The sequence below is a fragment of the Candidatus Protochlamydia sp. R18 genome (assembly GCF_000648255.1).
Lineage (GTDB): Bacteria > Chlamydiota > Chlamydiia > Chlamydiales > Parachlamydiaceae > Protochlamydia > Protochlamydia amoebophila.
This window is the reverse complement of record NZ_BASL01000724.1, coordinates 19,243-40,038: the sequence shown is the minus strand read 5'-3', so window position 1 is coordinate 40,038 and position 20,796 is coordinate 19,243. Positions and strand designations below refer to the sequence as shown.

26 protein-coding genes and 1 tRNA gene are annotated in these 20,796 nt (G+C 36.3%); 1 reads left to right on the top strand and 26 read right to left on the bottom strand.

From position 1 onward, the window contains the following. Positions 1-680: 680 nt before the first annotated feature. Entirely contained in the window at positions 681-2,672 is a 1,992-nt protein-coding gene (locus TY19_RS07540) for a hypothetical protein (protein WP_042281446.1), read from the top strand. A gap of 45 nt (positions 2,673-2,717) precedes the next feature. Here TY19_RS07540 and TY19_RS07535 read toward each other — a convergent pair. The 26 genes from TY19_RS07535 to rplC form a co-directional block, all read right to left on the bottom strand. Beyond that, positions 2,718-2,801 (bottom strand) — tRNA-Leu (locus tag TY19_RS07535). Between the two features lie 121 nt (positions 2,802-2,922). Further along, complete coding sequence (locus tag TY19_RS07530; RefSeq protein ID WP_052354852.1) at positions 2,923-4,053, bottom strand: hypothetical protein; 1,131 nt, start codon at positions 4,051-4,053, stop codon at positions 2,923-2,925. Positions 4,054-5,025: 972 nt separating this feature from the next. Next, positions 5,026-6,045, bottom strand: a complete 1,020-nt coding sequence (gene gap / locus TY19_RS07525; RefSeq protein ID WP_042281444.1) for a type I glyceraldehyde-3-phosphate dehydrogenase — start codon at positions 6,043-6,045, stop codon at positions 5,026-5,028. An 881-nt stretch (positions 6,046-6,926) separates the two neighbouring features. After that, complete coding sequence (gene rplQ / locus TY19_RS07520; RefSeq protein ID WP_039356786.1) at positions 6,927-7,355, bottom strand: 50S ribosomal protein L17; 429 nt, start codon at positions 7,353-7,355, stop codon at positions 6,927-6,929. Positions 7,356-7,365: 10 nt separating this feature from the next. Beyond that, positions 7,366-8,481, bottom strand: coding sequence for a DNA-directed RNA polymerase subunit alpha (locus TY19_RS07515; RefSeq protein WP_011174983.1), 1,116 nt, complete (start codon positions 8,479-8,481; stop codon positions 7,366-7,368). 150 nt (positions 8,482-8,631) lie between these two features. Beyond that, positions 8,632-9,039, bottom strand: coding sequence for a 30S ribosomal protein S11 (gene rpsK, locus TY19_RS07510; RefSeq protein WP_011174982.1), 408 nt, complete (start codon positions 9,037-9,039; stop codon positions 8,632-8,634). An 18-nt stretch (positions 9,040-9,057) separates the two neighbouring features. Next, on the bottom strand, positions 9,058-9,426 hold the full coding sequence (rpsM, locus tag TY19_RS07505) for a 30S ribosomal protein S13 (RefSeq protein WP_011174981.1): 369 nt from the start codon (positions 9,424-9,426) through the stop codon (positions 9,058-9,060). A gap of 121 nt (positions 9,427-9,547) precedes the next feature. Beyond that, positions 9,548-10,915, bottom strand: coding sequence for a preprotein translocase subunit SecY (gene secY / locus TY19_RS07500; RefSeq protein WP_420885286.1), 1,368 nt, complete (start codon positions 10,913-10,915; stop codon positions 9,548-9,550). 239 nt (positions 10,916-11,154) lie between these two features. Next, complete coding sequence (gene rplO, locus TY19_RS07495) at positions 11,155-11,607, bottom strand: 50S ribosomal protein L15 (protein ID WP_011174979.1); 453 nt, start codon at positions 11,605-11,607, stop codon at positions 11,155-11,157. A gap of 8 nt (positions 11,608-11,615) precedes the next feature. Then, positions 11,616-12,119 (bottom strand): 30S ribosomal protein S5, encoded by a 504-nt coding sequence (rpsE, locus tag TY19_RS07490; protein ID WP_011174978.1) that lies wholly within the window; start codon positions 12,117-12,119, stop codon positions 11,616-11,618. A gap of 35 nt (positions 12,120-12,154) precedes the next feature. Further along, positions 12,155-12,526 carry a 50S ribosomal protein L18 gene (gene rplR / locus TY19_RS07485; RefSeq protein WP_011174977.1) on the bottom strand — a complete coding sequence of 124 codons (372 nt, stop codon included), beginning with the start codon at positions 12,524-12,526 and terminating at the stop codon, positions 12,155-12,157. Positions 12,527-12,542: 16 nt separating this feature from the next. After that, on the bottom strand, positions 12,543-13,085 hold the full coding sequence (gene rplF / locus TY19_RS07480; RefSeq protein ID WP_042281442.1) for a 50S ribosomal protein L6: 543 nt from the start codon (positions 13,083-13,085) through the stop codon (positions 12,543-12,545). Between the two features lie 21 nt (positions 13,086-13,106). Next, positions 13,107-13,508 carry a 30S ribosomal protein S8 gene (gene rpsH / locus TY19_RS07475; protein WP_011174975.1) on the bottom strand — a complete coding sequence of 134 codons (402 nt, stop codon included), beginning with the start codon at positions 13,506-13,508 and terminating at the stop codon, positions 13,107-13,109. Positions 13,509-13,522: 14 nt separating this feature from the next. Then, positions 13,523-14,080, bottom strand: a complete 558-nt coding sequence (rplE, locus tag TY19_RS07470) for a 50S ribosomal protein L5 (protein ID WP_011174974.1) — start codon at positions 14,078-14,080, stop codon at positions 13,523-13,525. A gap of 13 nt (positions 14,081-14,093) precedes the next feature. After that, positions 14,094-14,444 (bottom strand): 50S ribosomal protein L24, encoded by a 351-nt coding sequence (rplX, locus tag TY19_RS07465; RefSeq protein WP_011174973.1) that lies wholly within the window; start codon positions 14,442-14,444, stop codon positions 14,094-14,096. Positions 14,445-14,464: 20 nt separating this feature from the next. Further along, positions 14,465-14,833, bottom strand: a complete 369-nt coding sequence (gene rplN, locus TY19_RS07460; RefSeq protein ID WP_011174972.1) for a 50S ribosomal protein L14 — start codon at positions 14,831-14,833, stop codon at positions 14,465-14,467. A 190-nt stretch (positions 14,834-15,023) separates the two neighbouring features. Then, positions 15,024-15,269 (bottom strand): 30S ribosomal protein S17, encoded by a 246-nt coding sequence (gene rpsQ, locus TY19_RS07455; protein ID WP_011174971.1) that lies wholly within the window; start codon positions 15,267-15,269, stop codon positions 15,024-15,026. Positions 15,270-15,271: 2 nt separating this feature from the next. Beyond that, positions 15,272-15,493 carry a 50S ribosomal protein L29 gene (gene rpmC, locus TY19_RS07450; protein ID WP_011174970.1) on the bottom strand — a complete coding sequence of 74 codons (222 nt, stop codon included), beginning with the start codon at positions 15,491-15,493 and terminating at the stop codon, positions 15,272-15,274. 6 nt (positions 15,494-15,499) lie between these two features. Beyond that, entirely contained in the window at positions 15,500-15,919 is a 420-nt protein-coding gene (gene rplP / locus TY19_RS07445; protein ID WP_011174969.1) for a 50S ribosomal protein L16, read from the bottom strand. A gap of 2 nt (positions 15,920-15,921) precedes the next feature. Beyond that, the gene (rpsC, locus tag TY19_RS07440) at positions 15,922-16,566 is read right to left on the bottom strand and encodes a 30S ribosomal protein S3 (protein WP_011174968.1); all 645 of its coding nucleotides are present in this window, start codon (positions 16,564-16,566) and stop codon (positions 15,922-15,924) included. Between the two features lie 11 nt (positions 16,567-16,577). Continuing rightward, complete coding sequence (gene rplV / locus TY19_RS07435) at positions 16,578-16,913, bottom strand: 50S ribosomal protein L22 (RefSeq protein WP_011174967.1); 336 nt, start codon at positions 16,911-16,913, stop codon at positions 16,578-16,580. 11 nt (positions 16,914-16,924) lie between these two features. Beyond that, complete coding sequence (gene rpsS / locus TY19_RS07430) at positions 16,925-17,188, bottom strand: 30S ribosomal protein S19 (protein WP_011174966.1); 264 nt, start codon at positions 17,186-17,188, stop codon at positions 16,925-16,927. A gap of 2 nt (positions 17,189-17,190) precedes the next feature. After that, on the bottom strand, positions 17,191-18,036 hold the full coding sequence (gene rplB, locus TY19_RS07425) for a 50S ribosomal protein L2 (RefSeq protein ID WP_011174965.1): 846 nt from the start codon (positions 18,034-18,036) through the stop codon (positions 17,191-17,193). 17 nt (positions 18,037-18,053) lie between these two features. Then, positions 18,054-18,389: a 50S ribosomal protein L23 gene (gene rplW / locus TY19_RS07420; protein ID WP_011174964.1), complete on the bottom strand. Its 336-nt coding sequence runs from the start codon at positions 18,387-18,389 to the stop codon at positions 18,054-18,056. A 14-nt stretch (positions 18,390-18,403) separates the two neighbouring features. After that, on the bottom strand, positions 18,404-19,087 hold the full coding sequence (gene rplD, locus TY19_RS07415) for a 50S ribosomal protein L4 (protein ID WP_011174963.1): 684 nt from the start codon (positions 19,085-19,087) through the stop codon (positions 18,404-18,406). 26 nt (positions 19,088-19,113) lie between these two features. Further along, complete coding sequence (gene rplC, locus TY19_RS07410; protein ID WP_011174962.1) at positions 19,114-19,779, bottom strand: 50S ribosomal protein L3; 666 nt, start codon at positions 19,777-19,779, stop codon at positions 19,114-19,116. Positions 19,780-20,796: the final 1,017 nt, after the last annotated feature.

The window sequence follows — 20,796 nt, the reverse complement described above, 5'->3', positions numbered from 1 at the left end:
TTTTCCTAAAGTTTTTTTATTATTAGCTATTTAAGTGCAAAAGTAACAATCATAAAAATAGATAAAGAAGCTTTCGTTTGCGTTACTATTTTACCAAATATGTTGTTGGAAGTAAACTTTATATAATCATTCCTCGGATCAATTAAAGTGCAAATAGTAGTGCTATTTTTGCATAAAAATCGCCAGCAATCTTGAGAGATTACTCATTCTATTTACTGAAATTTTTAAAGATATGAATGTTTCTCGCTTAAACTTTCATAGCTAACCCCCACGCAAATAAAATCAACTAGTTTGTTCAAACTTAGTATAGCAACTGGAATGAAAATTCTTGATATAAATAACTCCAAAATTTTTTTTTGCACAGCAACCATTTTTACAAATTTCACGATTATTATGGGTATAGCCTAATTCACTCATTTTCATAGTTATCTATAGGGGGGCTAATCTACCCTGGAGGAGAATATATTGTGTTTGAAAGTCATAAAAGTCCCCTAAAATATAACGCACAAATTTTTTAATAATAAAATTTAATAATGAAATATCAATCAATTAATAGTTGTCTTTACAAAGTAAATTCTACCAAAACATGCCTTTAATCCCTCTATATTTGATTGACAAAAAAAAACTTCCGCTTAAATTAAAATAAAATTAGGCCCTCCTCAATATAACGGAATGTGAATATGCAACCTTCCTTAAATTATTCTTGTCAGACAGAAGCTAACTGGATTTCGATTGAGACTTACGTAATGACTGAAACCCCATCAGAGCAAACATCCCAGCAATATTTAGCAAAAGTAACCACAGCATTAGAAACCTTCAAAAAGTTAGAAAAAGAACAAATCCAAAATTTTCCTTTAACTAAAAAGTTTTTTCAGAAATTAGTCCAAGAAAAAACAATTCCTAAAAATGTCATTGATATATACAAAAAGATCTGGAAAAAATACGGTTCATTCATTTCATCTGATCCCACTCATTTTGTTAAAATTAAGATCAAAGCTTTTAATCCATTCCCTAATATTCCCTCCTATATTCAAGTCCCTAAAAATTTATTGGAGACTTTAGTTCCTTTATTAAAAACTCAATCAGAAGGTGGATGGAAAGATCATAAAGAATTAATAATCGATTTTGAAAAAATAGCGGATATTATTGACACCAACAACCCAGACCTTGTTTCTTTAATTGCGGTAGACCTAATTCAAATCCTGTTAGGAAAGAATGTATTATTCACAAAAGACAATTTCATTCCTTTGCTCAAATTGTCTCTCTATTACTTTATTCCTATAAACTACACGCAATTAGCTATTTTACTCAAATCAAGGCGAAAAGATGTAAAAAATATTATTTACTTGATGGCAACTGGAAATTTAGACTTAACAAGCAAAAATTTAGAAATAGCGGACCAAAATATTCTCCCTATTCTTCAATTGTCACATTTTTTAGGAATTAAATTAGATTTGTCTAAGCATTCTAGAAGAAGATTGCCAGTTGATTCGCAAACATTACTACCTCAGCTGAATAAAGAAAATTTTGAAGTGATCTTTGAAGCATTGAGCGAACATATAGATGATGTTGAACAAAAAAAAGCGTTAAATACGACTTATTTTTGTTTTTTTATTCTAAGCAAAATGCAAAAAGCGGAAATTTTAAGCCAAACTTGTAAAAGCATTCATGAGGCATGGAAAACGTTTGGTTCAAGTTTAAGCTTAGATTCTGATGGTTTGGCATATAGCCTACAACCAGGCTGCGCGGAATTATTTAACAAGTTAAATTACTTAATTGACATTGTTAAATTTAATTTGTCTTCGCAAACGGGCAATGAGAAAGTGTTAATCAAATACGAGTCTATGCTAAAAGAGGTATATCCAAATGCTTTACTCGTCTGGAAATGCAAATCAGCCAGACAATTTCAAGTCTATTTAGCTCACGAAGCACCTTTTCATAACCTCCTAAGAAAAAAAGTTTATTTGAGAGATGTATCCGATTCAGACATGGAAAAAATCTTTCAGGCTACCTCTCTATTAACGAAGGTAGAGTTTACCCTTGTTTCATCTCACTTAATGCACTTAGTTTATCTTGGAAAAAATCCCATTTGTTTAACCTCTAAAAACTTAGAATTTTTTCATGCGCCTAATGCTCGAAGCATCAGCCTCTATTTCTATGATAAATTATTAAATTGGAAAGCAGATAATAGTCAAGACATCGTATTTGGCTGTAACAAAGAAGAAAATAGTCTTTTATCTGATTTTGAATTTAGGAATAAAAATTCCGTTAAATTCCTCTTTTCGAATGTCACAAGTGTTAAAGCAACTCATATTCAACATCTAGAATTTCAAAATTGCAATAATCTCGATCAATTGAATTGTCAGAGTGTTCAAAATTTGAAGTTAATCAGCACCGCTATCACCGAAATCCAAAGCCAGGATAATCATAAAATAGAATGTAATCATTGCTTCAATCTAGAAACATTAACCGTCGATTCTCGTCAGTTACTTTTTCATCGATGTACACGGCTGAAAACAATTAAAGCTCTTCAAGCTGAAGTTATTGACATTGATCAATGTCCAAATATTAAAGAAATTATTGTTCCTAAAAACACACGCATTCACGTTGAAGGTAAAGCAGTATTAGCGACTGATTTTCGTATTACGATCGTACACAATGAAGCTGCTTAAGAAAAAGAATAAAAAAAGCCGTTAGGAACTCCTAACGGCTTTAAATGCTCGGGAAAGGACTCGAACCTTCACGCCCAAATTGAGCAAGAGATTTTAAGTCTCTTGTGTCTACCATTCCACCACCCGAGCGAAATTGAATAAACAATCTAACTTTTCAACTGATATTTTGTCAAGGTTTTTCTATCTTAACTTAAATGTCCATTCAATTTAACCTCCTGAACTTAATCAGAAGGTTTTGTTTAAATTAAAATTATGCATCTGTTTTATTTTCAGAATGAACTATTTTTTCATTTTCCTCTCGCTTTTGACTTTCTTCGGAAAATACTTCTCCTTCATTTTCAGATTCTTTTTTATAAGCGGGAAAAGATAATTCTCCAGAATATTCAACAAGATTAGACTCATTTGTTAATGCGATTTCATTGGAAGTTGTGTTTTCAGACGGAATTTCTTTGAAAATTTGTTCTTGAGTTTGTTCTTCTCGCTTCAACTCTTGTTCAATAATATTTTCAAAAAGCTCTGTTTTATCACCCGTGAGCTGCTCTGTAGCCCCAGAATTAGAACTTTCTGGTTCCTTTGCAAATGTTGGTTCTTGCAAATAAGGGGCAAAATCGACATCATCATCTTCATTCAGGAGTTCTTGAACCTTGTCATGAGGCTTATATTGTTCCTCTTCAGTTAAGAAAAAAGCATTTTTAAATAACGCATTTTCTCTATAACGGTTAATTGTTTCTGAAATTAATGTAGGAGGTGGTTGTAACAGAGAAGATAGCAAACTAGGCGATAGCGTCGACGTTTGCCCATTTTCTATCACCTCTTCAGGTGGCAGGAGATTAATTTTCTCGTCTTCCAACGATGGAATGTCTGAAGGAGATAAATCATTGATGGCTTCTTTTGCATTTTCTTCTCGCTCTTCCCCCTTACCTCCTCTTCGTTTTCGATAATGGCGGCGTCTATCTCGTTTTTTATCGACTTTAACTTCTTGCCTAGATTCTGGATTTTCGGAAACTTGAATATTCGTATCTTCTTGCTCGGCAACAATTTCTTCCTCTATTACTCCCTCATTTTTGTCAAATTCTCGATTAGTTGCTTTTAAGTTTCCTTCACGCCCTCCTCCAATTTTAATTGAACGATCTAAACCTGCATTTTTTAAGACCATGCGAGCTTCCCTGACTTCTAAAATTTCATAGTCAGCTACGGGGACAAGAAATGATTTAGGCCTTTCCATGGAACGGAAAAATAGAGCATGACTAAAAGAGACAACTTCTACAGAATCAACAAAATACTCTTCTTGCGCTGATCCTTTACTGCTTCTAACGACTAATTTATATCCTTCTTTAGGAGTAACAATCGTTTCTATGATGGGTTCACGTGTAAAATCCACTTTAGTTATCCATTGTTAAGTGTTTCCATCTGATTTATATTCAGTCAACTTAACAAGTTTTATTAGCTAAAGACTAAGACAACAATATTTGAAGGATAGGCTAAAAACTCAAAAATGAGCTGATTAGTGCATTTATATCATGTTTTTAATCTAGTTTATTCAATAAAGAAATCTACTAAACTAAACGTACCTATACACTTTTTAATCGCTTTCTTGATCTTATAATCTTAAAACGATACATTTCTAGTCATTTAACTACTTCTATTCATGCATTCTCTTCCAGTTTATTCAAAAAGAATTCACTTATCAAAATAGGAATTCGCAATCACCCTTCGCATTTGTTTCATCAATTATCTACACTGAATGAATTTCCCAAATATTCATTTGTACATTCAGTATTGATATAATTCGTTCATTAAAATTTATTGATTCAAATCAAATAAAAAAATGGCGAATTTTTTATCAGTTCAGTTAAATCGATTAGAAGTCTTTAAGCCAATAAACATCTTATTAGTTGTTTTTCTTTATTCATTTCATGAATTTAATGATCTTAATTTTCCTGAGAATCAAACGATTTAAAAATTAATCTCTACATTAAACGAATTATTCATCTAAAATTTACTAGCCATCTTATTCGATGAGCTCGTTGTCCTAAAATTTATTTTATGACAACTATTGTACTATTATGCTGTCACCTAGTAAAATAACTTGCACAAATAAACCGAAAAGTAAAAAATATTTTAAATTTTTATTTTTCAAGGTTTTGGACAGATCGATAAATATTCAAAAAATTTATATCTTTACCTTTACTGTCATTAAAAAAATATTCGCACTTTAGTTTACCTATCTTGCTATTTGAAGGCAAACATCCTTTTACTGCGCAAATAGTTCCTGCACAAAAACAGCAGCTATGTGATAAAAACAAGCAGGGTTTACCTTACGATAAATTCATAACATAGCTTAATCTGTTTTTTAAAGAGAATTGTTGTTACAACAATTCATATAACTCACTAAATCAATAACTCGGCAAGCATATCCCATCTCATTATCATACCAAGCAATTAATTTATAAAATTTCGAATTCAAGGTGATTCCCGCACCTTTATCAAAAATAGCGGAATAGGGGCTACTGATAAAATCACTGGATACAACTTGTTCATCGCAAAATGCTAAAATTCCTTTCATTACTCCTTCCGATGCATTTTTCATTGCTTGGCAAATATCCTCATAGGATGTCTCCTTGCTCAGACGAACCGTTAAATCAATCGCAGACACATCCGCATTAGGCACACGAAAAGCCATTCCAGTCAATTTCCCTTTAACTTGAGGCAAGCATAGAGCAACTGCTTTTGCAGCACCTGTAGAAGCCGGAATGATATTTTGGCTAGCCCCTCTTCCTCCTCGCCAATCTTTTTTTGAAGGCCCATCAACGGTTGGTTGAGAAGCTGTGACAGCATGTATAGTGGTCATTAAACCTTCGTCAATTCCAAAATTATCTAATAAAACTTTTGTAATTGGAGCTAAGCAATTAGTTGTACAAGAAGCATTAGAAACAATCCGATCAGTTGCAGGATTATAGTTTTTTTCGTTCACTCCCATTACAAATGTCGGAACATCTCCTTTAGCTGGAGCAGAAATAACAACACGCTGCGCCCCGGCAATTAAATGTTTACCTGCCAATTCAGGAGTTGTAAACAAGCCGGTAGACTCAACAACGTAATCAATTTTCAAATCATTCCAAGGTAAATTTTGGGGATCTTTCTCAGAAAAAATTAGTATTTTCTTTCCATTCACATGGATAGCATTCTCTTCTACCTTTATCTCGCCCTTAAATCGACCATGAGTTGAATCAAACTTTAATAAATAAGCTAAATTATCTGCAGGAACTAGATCGTTGATGGCAATAATGCGAATATCTTCTCTTTCAATGGCGAGACGACAAACCAATCTCCCAATTCTTCCAAATCCATTGATAGCTATATTGACCGCCATAAGACCTCCTTTTTATTATTACTTGAAAATAATGCATCGCAAAGAGATTGTAAAGCAAAGAATAGAGGAAGATAATTTATTAACTTAGAGCATTAATGGCAGGATAAGGTTTATTTGCAGAAAAATCATTCAAATCGTTAGTTAATTTTTGATTTTATATTAAATAAACCTAAAACTTGAAGTATTCGTTTCTAAAATGGGTGTTCACGTTCTTTAAAAATAATCTCTACAAACGCTTTTTGTCACGCTGTTGAAAATATTCATGACTGCATTAAAAATTATTAAGGAATGAATTGACAAGAACATCTATCATATATGCTTCAAAAGGAACCATCGTTTACGTTAATAGAATGCCCATCTGAGCCACATCCATTTCAGCAAAAACTAAATAAGTAACAACAGGAGCATCGAGGATGTTGCAACGTGTCCCAAATGTAAGTCCTCTGCGAAGAAGTTTTCTCTTACATCTTTTGGCTGAGCAATAGATGGTATAACAACAATTGCAGTCACTAAACCGCTATAAATTCGAAAAACTTTATCCTTTGTTAAAGAACATATCACTTCTTCAAATTTTTTTTAAAACCCCCTAAAATCCACAGACTTTCCTTATTTGCGTCATTTGTTTTGCCTGATTAAAATAAATAGATATTTAATGATTAATCGTTATTATCAAAATTCCCTTATATTAATGAAGAAAAGAAATATGGAAAAACTTATGGAGGTGAAAAACTTATAGAGGTATAGAGAGATAGAAATGAATAAGTATATAAGCCAATTTAAATGATTAAGAAATCTAAATAAGAACTTAAAATGGCAAAAAAATAAAGAAATTTGAAAAAAAGACAGATCCGTTAACAGATCTGTCTTATAAAAACTAAAAATTAATCGGTGAGATATTCAATGATACAAGTTTGTGCATTGTCTCCCACACGATGTCCTTGTTTCACAATACGAGTATAACCACCTTGACGGGTAGCAAATCTCGTGCCTAAAACATCAAATAGCTTACCGATGACAAGACGATCATCATTATAAGCTTGTGTATTTCCTTCTTTAGCCGCTCTTTGCTCTTTTGGAGTCAAAGAATTAAAACGGATCATTAGCTCTGCAATCGCTTGACGACGTGCAGACAATGTATTCTTCTTAGCTAAAGTAATCATGCGATCGGCATAGCGGCGCAAAGCTTTAGCTTTCGGAACTGTTGTTTCAATACGCTCATTCGATATTAAAGATTTTAACATGTTGGCGAACATGCAACGTCTATGAGACGTGGTTCGATTGAGCTTACATGTTTGATTGAGGTGTCTCATAACTGTTTACCTACTTAGCATCTTCGTGTTTAACTAATTCTTTTTTCTTTTTCTTTTCTTCACGGTACTGCTTGATTTTATCCTTGACATTATCAGGTGAAACCCCAAAACGACTCAAGTCCATGCCTAAGTGCAATGACATCTCATGAAGTTTAGCTTTAATTTCATTTAAGGATTTTTTACCGAAGTTTCTGAATTCTAACATCCTACGTTCTGGAATGCAAACCAATTCTGCGAGTGTCTCGATATTAGCACCAGTTAAGCAGTTAGCTGAGCGAACTGATAACTCGATTTCATCAATTCCTAAAGAAAGTTTATCCATTAACTCATCTTGATCACCGTTACGATCTCCATCTTTTTCGTCAAAAGAAAGGGCGTAATTATTAAATTGATTAAATACTTCAAAATGTTTAAGCCCAATTTGAACTGCAAAACTCAAAGCTTCAGCAGGAGTAATACGCCCATCAGTGGTAACTTCCATGATGAGTCGATCAAAATCAGTATCTTGACCTACACGTGTATTCTCGATAAAATAATTGATTAAACGAACAGGTGAAAAAGCTGCATCAACTAAAATTTCATCGGATGTTTTATCACGTACCACGTGACGCTCAGACGGGACATAACCGCGTCCAAAAGCAATTCGAAGATCTACTTGACGACGCATAGGCTTAGTCACAGTAAAAAGATGTAATTCTGGATTAACAATTTCAAAATTGCCTTCTTGAACCACATCTTGCAATGTAACGCAGTATTGCCCCTGATTGCGATCTAAGTCGTCTTGTGTCACTTCGACGACTTTTGTCAAAATACGCGTATCTCTAGGAGTTTCTTCAGTAGGAAGTTTGCGTAGCAAAGCTCCTTTAAAGTTGAGGATAATATTAGTCATATCCTCAGAAATTCCTTCAATAGCCATATATTCGTGAGGAATGCCCTCTACGCGAACAGAAATGATAGCTGGAGCTTCTAAAGACGACAACATCATTCTACGCAATGCATTTCCAATTGTATGTCCAAATCCTCTTTCGAAAGGCTCAGCCACATAACGGGCAAAATTAGATTCAGGAGACTCTTGATCTACTGTAATCTTATGAGGCATTTCAAATTTGCCGTATTTTACTGACATGAAGTGACTCCTAAAAATAGTAATAGTTGAGATGAACGTTTGGCTCTTGATCGTATGAAGCAAATGAGCAGTCTATTAATAAGCCTTTTAATGCTGATACTAAAAATATCAACATAAAAGGCATACCAAACCGTTCATCATAATTTTTCTTTATACACGACGACGTTTACGCGGACGGCATCCATTATGAGGTACAGGCGTTGTATCTCTAATTGCAGTAATTGTTAAGCCCGCGCTTTGTAATCCTCGCACAGCAGACTCTCGACCCGCTCCAGGTCCTTTCAAATTTACTTCAACTTCTTTCATACCGAGAGAAGAAGCTGTTTTAGCAGCATCTTGAGCAGCTACGGTGGCTGCAAAAGCTGAAGATTTACGAGAACCTGAAAAGTTAACTTTTCCGGCAGATGCCCAAGAAATCACTCGACCTGATGGATCAGTAATCGCAATAATGGTATTGTTAAAGGTAGCTTTAACATGCGCGATTCCTGATGGAACATTTTGAAAAGCTTTTTTCTTAGCCTTTACAGGTTTTTTATTAGTGGCAGGTTGCTTACTCAAAGTTGAGAACTCCTATTCTTATTTTTTCTTATTAGCAACAGTCTTACGTCGACCTTTGCGCGTTCTAGAATTTGTTTTTGTCCGTTGACCGCGAACTGGCAATCCAAGGCGATGGCGCATTCCACGATAAGAATGAATGCTAATTAAACGTTTGATATTATTCTGAACTTGACGACGAAGATCTCCTTCAACCATATATTCAGATGTGAGTAAACCGTTTAGACGAGCTAAGTCATCTTGTGTAAGTTTATGAGCACGCATGTTTGGATCTAAACCCAATTTAACAATAATCTCATTTGACAAATGACGACCTATTCCATATAAATAGGTTAAACTGATTTCTAATCTTTTGTTATCTGGTATATCGATACCTATGACTCTAGGCATTGAACTCTCCTAATTTTTCCGAAAACGAACTGTAAATTGTATTGAACTTTTCTTTTTATTGCAACTTTATTTAATCATATTTTTTGAAGCTTTACACTAATGCTTAAAGCTTTCTTAACTATTAACGGCCGCGTACTCGCCCTTTCTTCATGAAACCATCATATCGCTTCATTAAAAGATGCGATTCTACTTGTTTCATTGTATCTAAAACAACTCCAACTAAAATCAACAGAGCTGTTCCACCAAAGAAATAACTAATAGTTGGAGGCACTCCCAGCACACTACCAATCATTGTTGGTAAAATTGCAATTAATGCCAAGAATACAGCTCCTAGTAGAGTCACTCGATTCATTGTACTTTCTAAATAATCTTGTGTTGGTTTGCCTTGTCTTATACCTGGAATAAAGGCACCATTTTTTTTCATATCGGATGCAATTTGGTCTGGCCTGAATTGTGTTGCTGTCCAAAAGTATGTAAAAAATATAATCAAAGCTACAAATAGGACAAGATATAAAGGTCCACCAGGCGATAGCCAATTAGCCACTTCTCCTAACCAATTTCCTCGTCCAACAAAAGTTCCCAGCGTGGCTGGAAACATTAATAAGGATGAGGCAAAAATAACAGGGATAACACCTGCATAATTAATTTTTAAAGGAATATAAGAACTTCCTCCCTGAACTTCTTTTCTACCTACAACACGTCTTGCGTGCTGGAGGGGAATCCTTCTGTGCCCCTGAATTACTAAAATAGTCGCCAGTGTCACAACAACGAAAACACTGATCAAAACTAAAATTGTTGAAAAATTCATTTGGCCAGGTTCTTGCGAGTCCAGATTAAGTTGTTGGAAAATTAATCCCATTGCTGTAGGAATTTGAGATAAAATACCTAAACAGATGATAAGGCTGATTCCATTACCAATTCCACGTTCAGTAATTTGCTCTCCTACCCACATCAAAAACATCGTTCCAGTTGTCATTGTAGCAATAGTTATCAAATAAAAAAGCCATGGTAGTCCAAATGCAGTAATATCTAGCAATTCCCCAGCCACAATACCAGGCCGCGAAAGATTTATTTGAAGCGCATATTTAGCAAAAAGAGCAGATTGTAAGAAAGAAAGGACAATCGTCAAAAAACGAGTCCAACGATTAATTTTTCTCTTTCCTGCATCACCATTTTCACGCAAATCTCTTTGTAAGCTAGGAACAAGAGCAACTAGCAATTGCATAATAATGGATGCTGAGATGTAAGGTGTTACGCCAAGAGCAATCACAGTCATCTGAGAAAAAGCACCACCAGAAAAAATATCGACCATCTGAAAAAGATTTTGACTTCCACCGGTCGCATGTCTAAAAAAGCTAACTGCAACTTCTCCATTAATTCCAGGAACTGGAATAAAACTTCCAAGTCTGCAAACAGCAAGTAAAAGAAGCGTTATAAGAATTTTCGTCTTTAGTTCAGGTATTTGAAAAACACGTCTTAATCCATTCAGCATCTCTATATCTTTGGGTAATAGGTTGCTTTTTTTCCTCAAAAGAAAATTTCTTTTGCGTGATTTGAATATAAATTCATCCAAAAAATCACTTATAAAAAGTGAACTTTGCAAGAGACCTAATGAAAACCACAAAAATAAATTTTTATTTTTGTGGTTTAATTTATCAACGTTTCTTTAGTAAAAAAATACTCTTATCTTAAGTTACGTTTTAGATGAGCATCAGTCTATAAATTAAGCTATTTTACAATTTCAAATGAAACTTTAGCTTGAGTTAATTTCTCACGAGCGCTTTCAGAAATTGCATGAACATGAATCTTAACTTTTTTTGTTAAATCTCCATTTCCTAACAATTTTATCCCGTGAGTTCTGCCGCTGATGAATCCTCGTTCTCTCAAAGAAAGTTCATCAACAGTTTCACCATCTTTAAAAACAGCTTCGATTTGATCTAAATTAATTACGTCAAATTGACGACGAAATTGTGCATTGCTAAACCCACGTAAAGGCAATTTCATAAACAAAGGCATTTGACCGCCTTCTTTACCTAAACGTCTTTTATAACCAGAGCGAGCACCAGCACCCTTTTCACCACGGCCACAAGTTTTTCCGTGTTTAGAACCAATACCACGACCAACTCGTTTGCGAGGTTTACGTTTACGCGTAGAATCTTTGAGTGTATTTAAAGTAATCATGAGTCTTTTTATACCCCTCTTCTCTGCTTAATTTCATCACGTGTAAGCAACTGCTGAATAGCTTGAAATGTTGCCTTCACTTGATTAATTGGATTGCTTGAACCTAAATTCTTCGCCATCACATCTTTGATACCAGCAAGTTCAAGGACGGCACGTACTTTAGAACCAGCAATCACACCTGTTCCAAAAGGAGCTGGTTTCAAAAGAACACTTGCTCCATCCCATTGAACAGTTACTTCGTGAGGAATGGTTGTACCTTCAGTTGGGCAAGAAATCATATTCTTACGAGCGGCTTCTCCGCCTTTACGAATGGCATCTGTCAACTCATTTGCTTTTGCAAATCCATAACCAATACGGCCTTTACCATCACCGACTAAAATAAGAGCAGAGAAACTGAATTTACGCCCACCTTTAACCACTTTAGAGCAACGGTTGATGTGTAAGACTTTTTCAGTCAAATCACTTTCTGCTTTCTCTCTCTCTTTTTTTGGAGACTCATTATTTTTTGCCATGACTCTTCCTTACATCTTTTTTCATTGTCATCCCTCTAGAATTGGAGACCACCTGCACGAGCTGCATTAGCTAACTCGGCAAGGATACCATGATACTTAAAGGGTCCACGGTCAAAGACCACTTCTTTAATATTTTTGCTTTTGGCAATTTCGGCAATTTGCTCACCTAGTTTGCGAGCAGAGGCCTTATTTTTTTTGCAGAACTCGGTGTTCCGATATTCTTTAGCAAATGTTGCTGTTCCACCAAGTGTTGTGCCAGTTTCATCATCAATCAATTGCGCTTGAATATGGCTATTGCTTTTTACAACACATAGACGCGGCTTTAGGCCTGTCCCACGAAGATGCTTACGAACTCTAACAGCACGTTTAACACGTAGTTTTGCAGTTTTATTAGCTTGATTAATCATATCATTCCTTCAGCGATTACTTCTTAGCAGCAGCTTTACCTGCTTTCTTACGTACAAATTCTCCTGCATAGCGAATCCCCTTACCCTGATAAGGTTCAGGTGGACGTTGGCTGCGCACAGTTGCGGCAAATTGGCCGACTAAATGTTTATCGAAGCCTGAAATAGTAATTAAAGTATTTTTATCTACTTTAACGGCCAAACCTTTCGGAATAGGTAACTTACATGGATGCGAAAATCCTAACTGTAAATCAAGCAGATCACCTTGCACAGCTGCACGATAACCAACTCCAATCATTTCTAATTTTTTCTCAAAACCTTCAGTTGTCCCAACTACCATATTATGGATAAGAGTACGGTAAAGGCCGTGAAAATGAGCAAGTTTTGCTTCTTCATCAGCTAACGAAACGAGAACCTCGTTTCCTTCTACATTAACGTTAACTCCAGGAATTAGTTTTTGTGTTAAAGCGCCTTTAGGCCCTTTAACAGCAACTTCTGTGTTAGAAACTTTAACCTCTACACCATTTGGGAGAGAAATAGGAAGTTTACCTTTACGAGACATTGTCACTTTCTCCTTCGATCATTACCAAATCAAACACAGAAGTTCACCACCGATTCCACGCTGAGTAGCTTCATTGCCTGCCATGACTCCTTGCGAAGTCGAAACAATGGATAAGCCCATATTACCGTAAAAGCGTGGGATATCTTGGTGCCCAACATATTTGCGTAAGCCGGGTTTTGAAATTCTTTTTAGGCCTTGAATAACAGGACGACGTCCGTTAGTATATTTCAAAAATATACGTATCGTTCCGCGCTGACCTTCATCAACTTTTACCAGATAATTTTCGATAAATCCTTGATTTTTGAGGATCTCAGCAAGCGTCTGCTTCATTTTGCTCCAGTTTACATCGACATAGCGATGTTGAGCTTTTGTACCATTGCGAATTCTTGTGAGGAAATCGGCTACTGGGTCGCTGACTACCATGATTTCGTCTCCTATTAAGCTGCTACCGAAATCGGTAAGTTTTTAAATGGAATGCCAAGTAACCTTAAGAGCTCAACACATTCTTCATCTGTTTTAGCACTTGTTACAAATGTAATATGCATTCCTTGCGTTCTTTTAACTTCGTCTAAATTAATCTCGGGGAAGATTTGCTGATCATCCAAACCTAATGTATAATTTCCCATTCCGTCACATTTAGAAGGAAATCCTCTAAAGTCACGAATACGAGGACAAACGATGTTAACAAAACGGTCAATAAAATCAAACATTCTTTGACCACGTAAAGTTACTTTAACACCGATTGGTTGATCTTCACGTAGTTTGAAGTTAGAAATCGCTTTCTTTGCTTTTGTGATCACTGGTTTTTGACCAGAAAGCATTGTCATTTCTTTGACGCAATCCTGGATAGAATTTTTGTCTTTTGATGCTTCTGCAATACCCATATTGATCACGACTTTGACTAAACCAGGTACCTGCATCAGGTTCTTATATGCAAATTTTTTTTGCAATTCTGGTTTTACATCAGCTAAATATCTTTTCTTTAACCTGGACATTGGCTTTTTCTACTCACTTAGGTTTTTTGACTGAACGGTAGACTACTTCTTGATCGTCTTTGTGATAAACAAATTGACGATGTCCTTGTTCATTAGTACGAACTTTCAACTTTGCCGTTGTTTCTCCTTCCACACAAACTTTCAAATTTGAAATGTGGATCGGTCTTTCAATTTCAACAATTCTGCCCTTAGGAGCTTCTTGGCTTCGTTTAACGTGTTTCTTGCGTACATTAAGGCCTTGAACTATTACTCTATCACCCTTACATGATTGTACAGTTCCTATCTGACCTCGGCTGTTACCGGCAATAGCAACAACTGTGTCACCTTGGCGAATTTTTTTTGATCCACTTGGCTTATTATCCATTTTCGTCATTGCCTCACTTATTAAATCACTTCTGGTGCGAGAGAACTAATCTTTAAAAAGTCTCTATCGCGCACTTCACGTGCAACAGGTCCAAAGATACGAGTTCCCTTTGGGTTCTTCTTGTCGTCAATTAAGACGCAGCTGTTTGTATCAAACCGTATTTTCGTACCATCTTTACGTTTAATGTATGATTTTGTACGAATGATAACAACTTTAACAACATCCCCTTTCTTAACACTTCCTTCAGGATGAGCATCTTGAACAGAAGCAACGACAATATCCCCAACATGGGCATAACGACGCTTTGATCCACCTAATACTTTAAAGCATTTGACTCGTTTTGCACCCGAGTTATCAGCTACTTCTAGCTCGCTTTCTTGTTGAATCATGGTTTACAAACTCCAACGATAATTAACTTTTGCTTAGGTGTAACTTATTGTCTTCACCTGTTTCGGATTTAGGCCTAACTTTTTGATACCAAGTTTAGAGAGTAGTCTGACAATGAATGCTTATATTTCTCTATCCTTTTACCAAGTGAGCGTAACCTAAACGCTGAGTTGATACTCATAGAATTAAATTCTATGCAACTACACGCCAACGCTTTAATTTTGATAAAGGGCGTGTTTCCATAATTTTTACTTCATCACCGATCTGTAAATCGCCTGATTCATTGTGAGCATAATATTTCTTGCCACGAGTGACAATTTTACCATACTGAGGATGAGCAAAAGTACGCTCAACTTTCACAACAACGGTTTTTTGCATTTTATTAGAGACGACGATGCCTTTTTTAACTTTACGGCTTCCTCTTTCTTCTTGTTGCATGATTATCCTTGATTAGTCTGATTTTGATTTTCGCGACGCTTCTCTGTAATCACTGTTAACAAGCGAGCGATATCTTTGCGAGTATGTTTCATCTCATGGGGTTTTTCTCTCTTTTTTTGAGAGCGAAACTCGTTGTTGAGTTCAAACAATTTTCTGCGAGACTCGTCGTGGGTTGCTTCGAGTTCTTCTAAACTTTGATCTCTTAAATCTTTCGCTTTATACATATAACCTCAAACTTGTTCTACGCGTTCAACAAATCGTGTTTTTAATCCCAATTTAGCCGCTGCTCTGCGTAAAGCACTTTGAGCCATATCTTTGGGCACATTAGCCACTTCAAAAAGGATTCGGCCAGGTCTGACGACTGCTACCCAATGGTCAACTGCACCTTTACCTTTACCCATTCTCACTTCGGCAGGTTTCTTTGTAATTGGTTTATCTGGAAATATTCTAATCCAGACTTTACCACGTCTTTGAAAGAAACGGTTGATTGCAACACGGCAAGCTTCGATTTGTTGGTTTGTAATCCACCCTCTTTCTAAAACTTGAATTCCGTATTCACCAAAGTGAACGAAATTGGCACCTTTGCTTAATCCAGCAAATTGCCCTTTTTGCATCTTACGATGCTTTGTCCTTTTTGGCATTAAAGGCATGTTTAAGCCTCCTTCTTCGCTAAGTTGTCTTCACCGCGATAAATCCAAACCTTCACACCTATACTACCATAAGTAGTTTCAGCTCGACCTGTCGCATAATCAATATCGGCACGAAGCGTATGAAGAGGCGTGCTACCTTCTTTATACCATTCTGTACGAGCAATCTCTGCACCACCAATACGGCCAGACAACTGAACTTTAATACCGAATGCACCAGCATCAATCGATGATTGCATCGCTTTTTTCATTGCGCGACGAAAAGGAATACGTCTTTCAAGTTGCTTTGCTATACTATCTGCAACGATTTTCGCATCCATGTCTGGCCGTTTTACTTCTTCAACAGCTACCCAGACTTCTTTTCCTGTTAATTTACTTAATTCCCCTTTCAACACATCGATTTCAGCACCTTTTTTCCCGATCACAAGACCTGGGCGTGCTGTCACAATTGTGACTTCGACTTTTCCGCTCATGCGCTTAATTTTGATTGCTGAAACACCTACTAAAGCAGGTTTTTTCAATAAATAAGCACGAATGATTTGATCTTCCACTAGAAGATCTCCAAATTCTTTCTTATTAGCAAACCATTTGGAGCGCCAATCACGTGTACGAACAAGGCGGAAACTTATTGGGTTGACTTTTTGTCCCATTCCATGACTCCTTAAAGATTGCTTACAATCACGGTAAAGTGGCTTGTTCTTTTCATAATTGGATGACGTCCGCCTCGGTTTTTAGGTTTCGCTCTTTTTAGCGTAGGACCTGCATCCACACGAACTTCTACAACTTTGAGATTTTCACGTCTCATATCTAATTGCGTTTCCGCATTTGCCACGGCACTATCTAATGTCTTCTTTAATAAGCGTCCACCCTTTAGACCGCTAAATGTCAATTGAAGGGAAGCGTCAGAAACAGATAGTCCGCGGATTAATCCTGCAGCTAAACGAGCTTTGCGAGGACTGATGCGTATATATTTGCTTATTGCTTTAGCATAACTCATCTTAGCAACCTTTACTTCTTAATTGGATGTCCTTTAAATGTACGCGTGGGAGAAAATTCACCCAAACGATGGCCAACCATGTTATCTGTAACAAAAACAGTGAGATGTTTGCGGCCATTATGTACTTCAAACGTATGTCCGACCATATCAGGTGTAATCATTGAACGTCTTGACCACGTTTTGATCGGCTTTTTTGTTCCTTCTTTATTTTGAACGTCCACTTTTTTTTGTAGATGGTGGTCAACAAAAGGACCTTTTTTCAACGATCTTGCCATAACTACTTCTTCCTTCGACGTTTCACGATAAGCTTGTTAGACTTCTTATTGGATCTTGTTACAAGTCCTTTTGTATAGAGACCCCAAGGAGTTTGTGGTGTGTTACCTTTATGTTTACCTTCACCACCACCGTGTGGGTGGTCAACAGGATTCATAGCAGTACCACGAACAGTTGGACGAATCCCCTTCCAGCGCATACGGCCAGCTTTTCCTTCAACGCGCAAATTGCGCTCTGGATTAGAAACAGCGCCAAATGTTGCTCGACAGTTTTCATTGATCATACGCACTTCACCTGATGGCATACGAATTGTAGCATAACCACCACTTCGTGCCATTAGCTGTGCAGATAATCCCGCTGAACGAACAAGTTTTCCGCCTTTTCCAGGGTATAATTCAATATTATGTATAACAGAACCAAGTGGCATAAGTCTTAATTTCATGCAGCAACCTATATGAAAAGGTGGCTCATCACTTGTCTGCACTTTATCTCCAGCTTTTAAGCCTTGCGGAGCTAAAATATATCGTTTTTCCCCGTCAGCATAATTTAGCAAAGCAATATAAGCTGTGCGATTTGGATCATACTCGATAGAGGCAACTTTAGCAGGGATATTTTCTTTATCTCGTTTAAAGTCGACAATACGATAGTGTTGTTTATGTCCCCCACCTTTATGGCGGCAAGTAATGTGACCATTGTTATTACGCCCATTTGTTCGTCTTTTTGGTAATAAGAGCGATTTAGTGGGTTTAACAGTGGCACGTGAGTTTTCGCATGGACGAGTCAATTGCTCATTAGTTGGAAGTGCTAATTGACGAGTTCCAGGTGTTACAGGTCGATATTTCTTAAACATCTACTCTCAAGCTCCTATTATACATTGTCTAGGCTATCGCCAGCACGAAGCGTGACAATCGCTTTTTTGAAAGCATTTTTGAAGCCGGGTCTCCCACGTACACGTCTAGCTTTCGCTTTTACGTTAATGGTGTTAACCGCCATAACTTTTACATTTTCGTTTTTGTAAATTTCTTCCACAGCTTGCGAAATTTCTTCTTTATTGGCATTGCGATCAACAATAAAGACATATTTCGGAGATTCACAACGTTTGACTGAAGGATTGCTTTCTGCAGTTTTCAACTGTTGAAGCACCATAGACTTTTCAGTCACATATTGATATTTTACTACTTGGTATGGGCTTTTTTTTGTCATGGACCTTTACTCCCTCAATTCAACCACTGATTTAATTCATTCAGCGCTGATTCTGTTAACACAATCTCACGAGCAATCATGACATCATAGCCATTAATATTCGAAGCTAACATAAAATTTGCACGTGGCAAATTACGCATGCTTTTAACAAAATGGTTATGCTTGTCAGTGCTAATGCTAACGCGCTGAACTTTTCCTTCCGTTTCGACATCGGTAAAGGTAGTTTCACCTAAAAACAGCACACGTCCTCGCAGGTCAAATCCCCTAAGGAATTGAGCTAAAGTTTTTGTTTTTGGTGCATCCATTGCCGTATCTTCAATCAACCAAACTTTATTTTCTTTTAATTTTTCAGATAAAAGAAAACGGATAGCTGCTTTTCTTTCTTTTTTATTAATACGAACATGCTGATCAAATTTTGGTCTTGGCCCAAATGCACGACCACCACCTCTATATTGTGGAGCAACAGTTGATCCGTGACGAGCGCGACCTTGACCTTTTTGAGGATGAGCTTTTTTCGTCGTATGCTTAACTTCAGCGCGCGTTTTGGTACTAGCTGACCACTGTCTAGCATTTGCTCTAAGTGCAACAATATAATCTTTAATCATCTGTCCGTTGGCTTCAACATTGAGCCAGGTATCATCAATATTTACCTGTCCAATTTCTTTACCAGCAAGATTGTACTTTTTTAGTGTAGCCACAATTTAACTCCAGAAGATCTTATTTCTTATGACTTTTTCTTTGCCAATTTTTTGGCTTGAGTAATATAAACCAAACCATTGCGTGGACCAGGAACCTGTCCTTTTACCACAATCACATGGTTTTCAGAGTCAACTTTTACAATACGTAAGTTTTGAACAGTTACTCTCTCATTACCCATCTGACCTGCTTTTTTCCCACCAGGTAATCCACGTCCAGGAGTAGAACGCATCCCAGTTGAACCTGCGTGCCTGTGATGTCCAGAACCGTGGGAAGCAGGACCTCCCGCAAAGTTGTGACGTTTCATCACCCCTTGGTATCCTTTACCTTTTGAGATCGCTGTTGCATCAACGAATTCGATACCATTAAAAGTATCGACGCTAATTTCTTGACCTAGTGTATACTCTTCAGTTGAATCTAATCTAGACTCTACTAAGAAACGTCGAGACTCCACCCCAGCTTTTTTAAAATGTCCTAACCGAGGCTTCCCTGTTCTCGCTTCAATTGTGTGCTGCGTTTTACCAGTCACTTTTTCAAAACCAAGTTGTAGAGCTGTATACCCATCTGTTTCTTTAGTTTTGATTTGAGTGATAACATTTGGCTCAGCCTGGATCACTGTGCACACGATTGCGTTACCTTTTTCATCAAAAAGCTGAATCATGCCACGTTTTTTACCCATCATTGTAAGCGCCATATAATCAATCCTTAACCAAATTAATGATCCGCTATTTCAACAAACACTAAGCTTGCTGTACTTTTAAAATATAAATTGCGGCTTTGTTTCATGTGGCAAGTTACGTACGAGATACGTTCTCACCAGAGCTAACAAAGCAAATATGAATGATCAGCGATCTTTTTAGAAAGCTAAAACAGCGAGGTTAGCAAATTCTGCCAATTTAATACAAGCGAAATTCCATCTTTTATTATAATCCTCACCATTTCTTTCTGTGAGGCGTTGCAAGACAGAGATAATTTAAAGCGAAGTAACAAAATACGAGTTGACAATAGCAACGAAATTTTTAGTCATAAAAAACTTAAATTATTTATCACGATCAATTTGCATCATTTTTAATGATTTAAACACATTAATGCTTTACTTTTTTTTGCTAACAATACAGCAAACAGTGGTCTGATGTGTTCTTTCCATATCTTATTTTTAATCAACACAAAATAGATAGAATCCTTTAAAAATCAAAATAATAAATCCTGGGCCTTCTTCTAGGTTCTCCTTCTTCTAACTTTTGTACATTCATTAGACGAGTTATCTTTTTCATACAAAAACAAAACTTAAAAAGGACGTTCTGAAGTTTCCGCAAAAACTTCCATTTTCATTTTTGAGTAAGTTTTTTATCCCTTAATAAATTGGATAACTAAGATTGAAGGAAACATCCTATGGCTATCCTCATATTCAAGCTTATGTAAAAACTATGAATACATTGCCAAATTATTTTACTGGCTTTCCCTCATATCATTTGAGGGAAAGAAAGAATAAAAAAAATATTGCAAATTTCTGATTTTATAAACTTATCAACTGCTAAAAAAGGTCAACTTTTTATTTGCATTTTCTATTTATTCAGCATAGGAAATATTTTTTACCCACCTCATATAAAAAAAGTGCGCAACAAAACTTTAAATCATTATTAAGAGAAGCAATCTGCTACCGCTAAAATGTTCGAGAGGGTAGAATATTTTTTATATTTATTAAATACAA

Coding starts and splice junctions, on each gene's coding strand:
- TY19_RS07540 (WP_042281446.1), top strand. CDS start 681: ATGCAACCTTCCTTAAATTATTCTTGTCAGACAGAAGCTAACTGGATT.
- gap (WP_042281444.1), bottom strand. CDS start 6,045: ATGGCGGTCAATATAGCTATCAATGGATTTGGAAGAATTGGGAGATTG.
- rplQ (WP_039356786.1), bottom strand. CDS start 7,355: ATGAGACACCTCAATCAAACATGTAAGCTCAATCGAACCACGTCTCAT.
- TY19_RS07515 (WP_011174983.1), bottom strand. CDS start 8,481: ATGTCAGTAAAATACGGCAAATTTGAAATGCCTCATAAGATTACAGTA.
- rpsM (WP_011174981.1), bottom strand. CDS start 9,426: ATGCCTAGAGTCATAGGTATCGATATACCAGATAACAAAAGATTAGAA.
- rplO (WP_011174979.1), bottom strand. CDS start 11,607: ATGATTACTTTAAATACACTCAAAGATTCTACGCGTAAACGTAAACCT.
- rpsE (WP_011174978.1), bottom strand. CDS start 12,119: ATGGCAAAAAATAATGAGTCTCCAAAAAAAGAGAGAGAGAAAGCAGAA.
- rplR (WP_011174977.1), bottom strand. CDS start 12,526: ATGATTAATCAAGCTAATAAAACTGCAAAACTACGTGTTAAACGTGCT.
- rplF (WP_042281442.1), bottom strand. CDS start 13,085: ATGTCTCGTAAAGGTAAACTTCCTATTTCTCTCCCAAATGGTGTAGAG.
- rpsH (WP_011174975.1), bottom strand. CDS start 13,508: ATGGTAGTCAGCGACCCAGTAGCCGATTTCCTCACAAGAATTCGCAAT.
- rplE (WP_011174974.1), bottom strand. CDS start 14,080: ATGTCCAGGTTAAAGAAAAGATATTTAGCTGATGTAAAACCAGAATTG.
- rplX (WP_011174973.1), bottom strand. CDS start 14,444: ATGGATAATAAGCCAAGTGGATCAAAAAAAATTCGCCAAGGTGACACA.
- rplN (WP_011174972.1), bottom strand. CDS start 14,833: ATGATTCAACAAGAAAGCGAGCTAGAAGTAGCTGATAACTCGGGTGCA.
- rpsQ (WP_011174971.1), bottom strand. CDS start 15,269: ATGCAACAAGAAGAAAGAGGAAGCCGTAAAGTTAAAAAAGGCATCGTC.
- rpmC (WP_011174970.1), bottom strand. CDS start 15,493: ATGTATAAAGCGAAAGATTTAAGAGATCAAAGTTTAGAAGAACTCGAA.
- rplP (WP_011174969.1), bottom strand. CDS start 15,919: ATGCCTTTAATGCCAAAAAGGACAAAGCATCGTAAGATGCAAAAAGGG.
- rpsC (WP_011174968.1), bottom strand. CDS start 16,566: ATGGGACAAAAAGTCAACCCAATAAGTTTCCGCCTTGTTCGTACACGT.
- rplV (WP_011174967.1), bottom strand. CDS start 16,913: ATGAGTTATGCTAAAGCAATAAGCAAATATATACGCATCAGTCCTCGC.
- rpsS (WP_011174966.1), bottom strand. CDS start 17,188: ATGGCAAGATCGTTGAAAAAAGGTCCTTTTGTTGACCACCATCTACAA.
- rplB (WP_011174965.1), bottom strand. CDS start 18,036: ATGTTTAAGAAATATCGACCTGTAACACCTGGAACTCGTCAATTAGCA.
- rplW (WP_011174964.1), bottom strand. CDS start 18,389: ATGACAAAAAAAAGCCCATACCAAGTAGTAAAATATCAATATGTGACT.
- rplC (WP_011174962.1), bottom strand. CDS start 19,779: ATGGCGCTTACAATGATGGGTAAAAAACGTGGCATGATTCAGCTTTTT.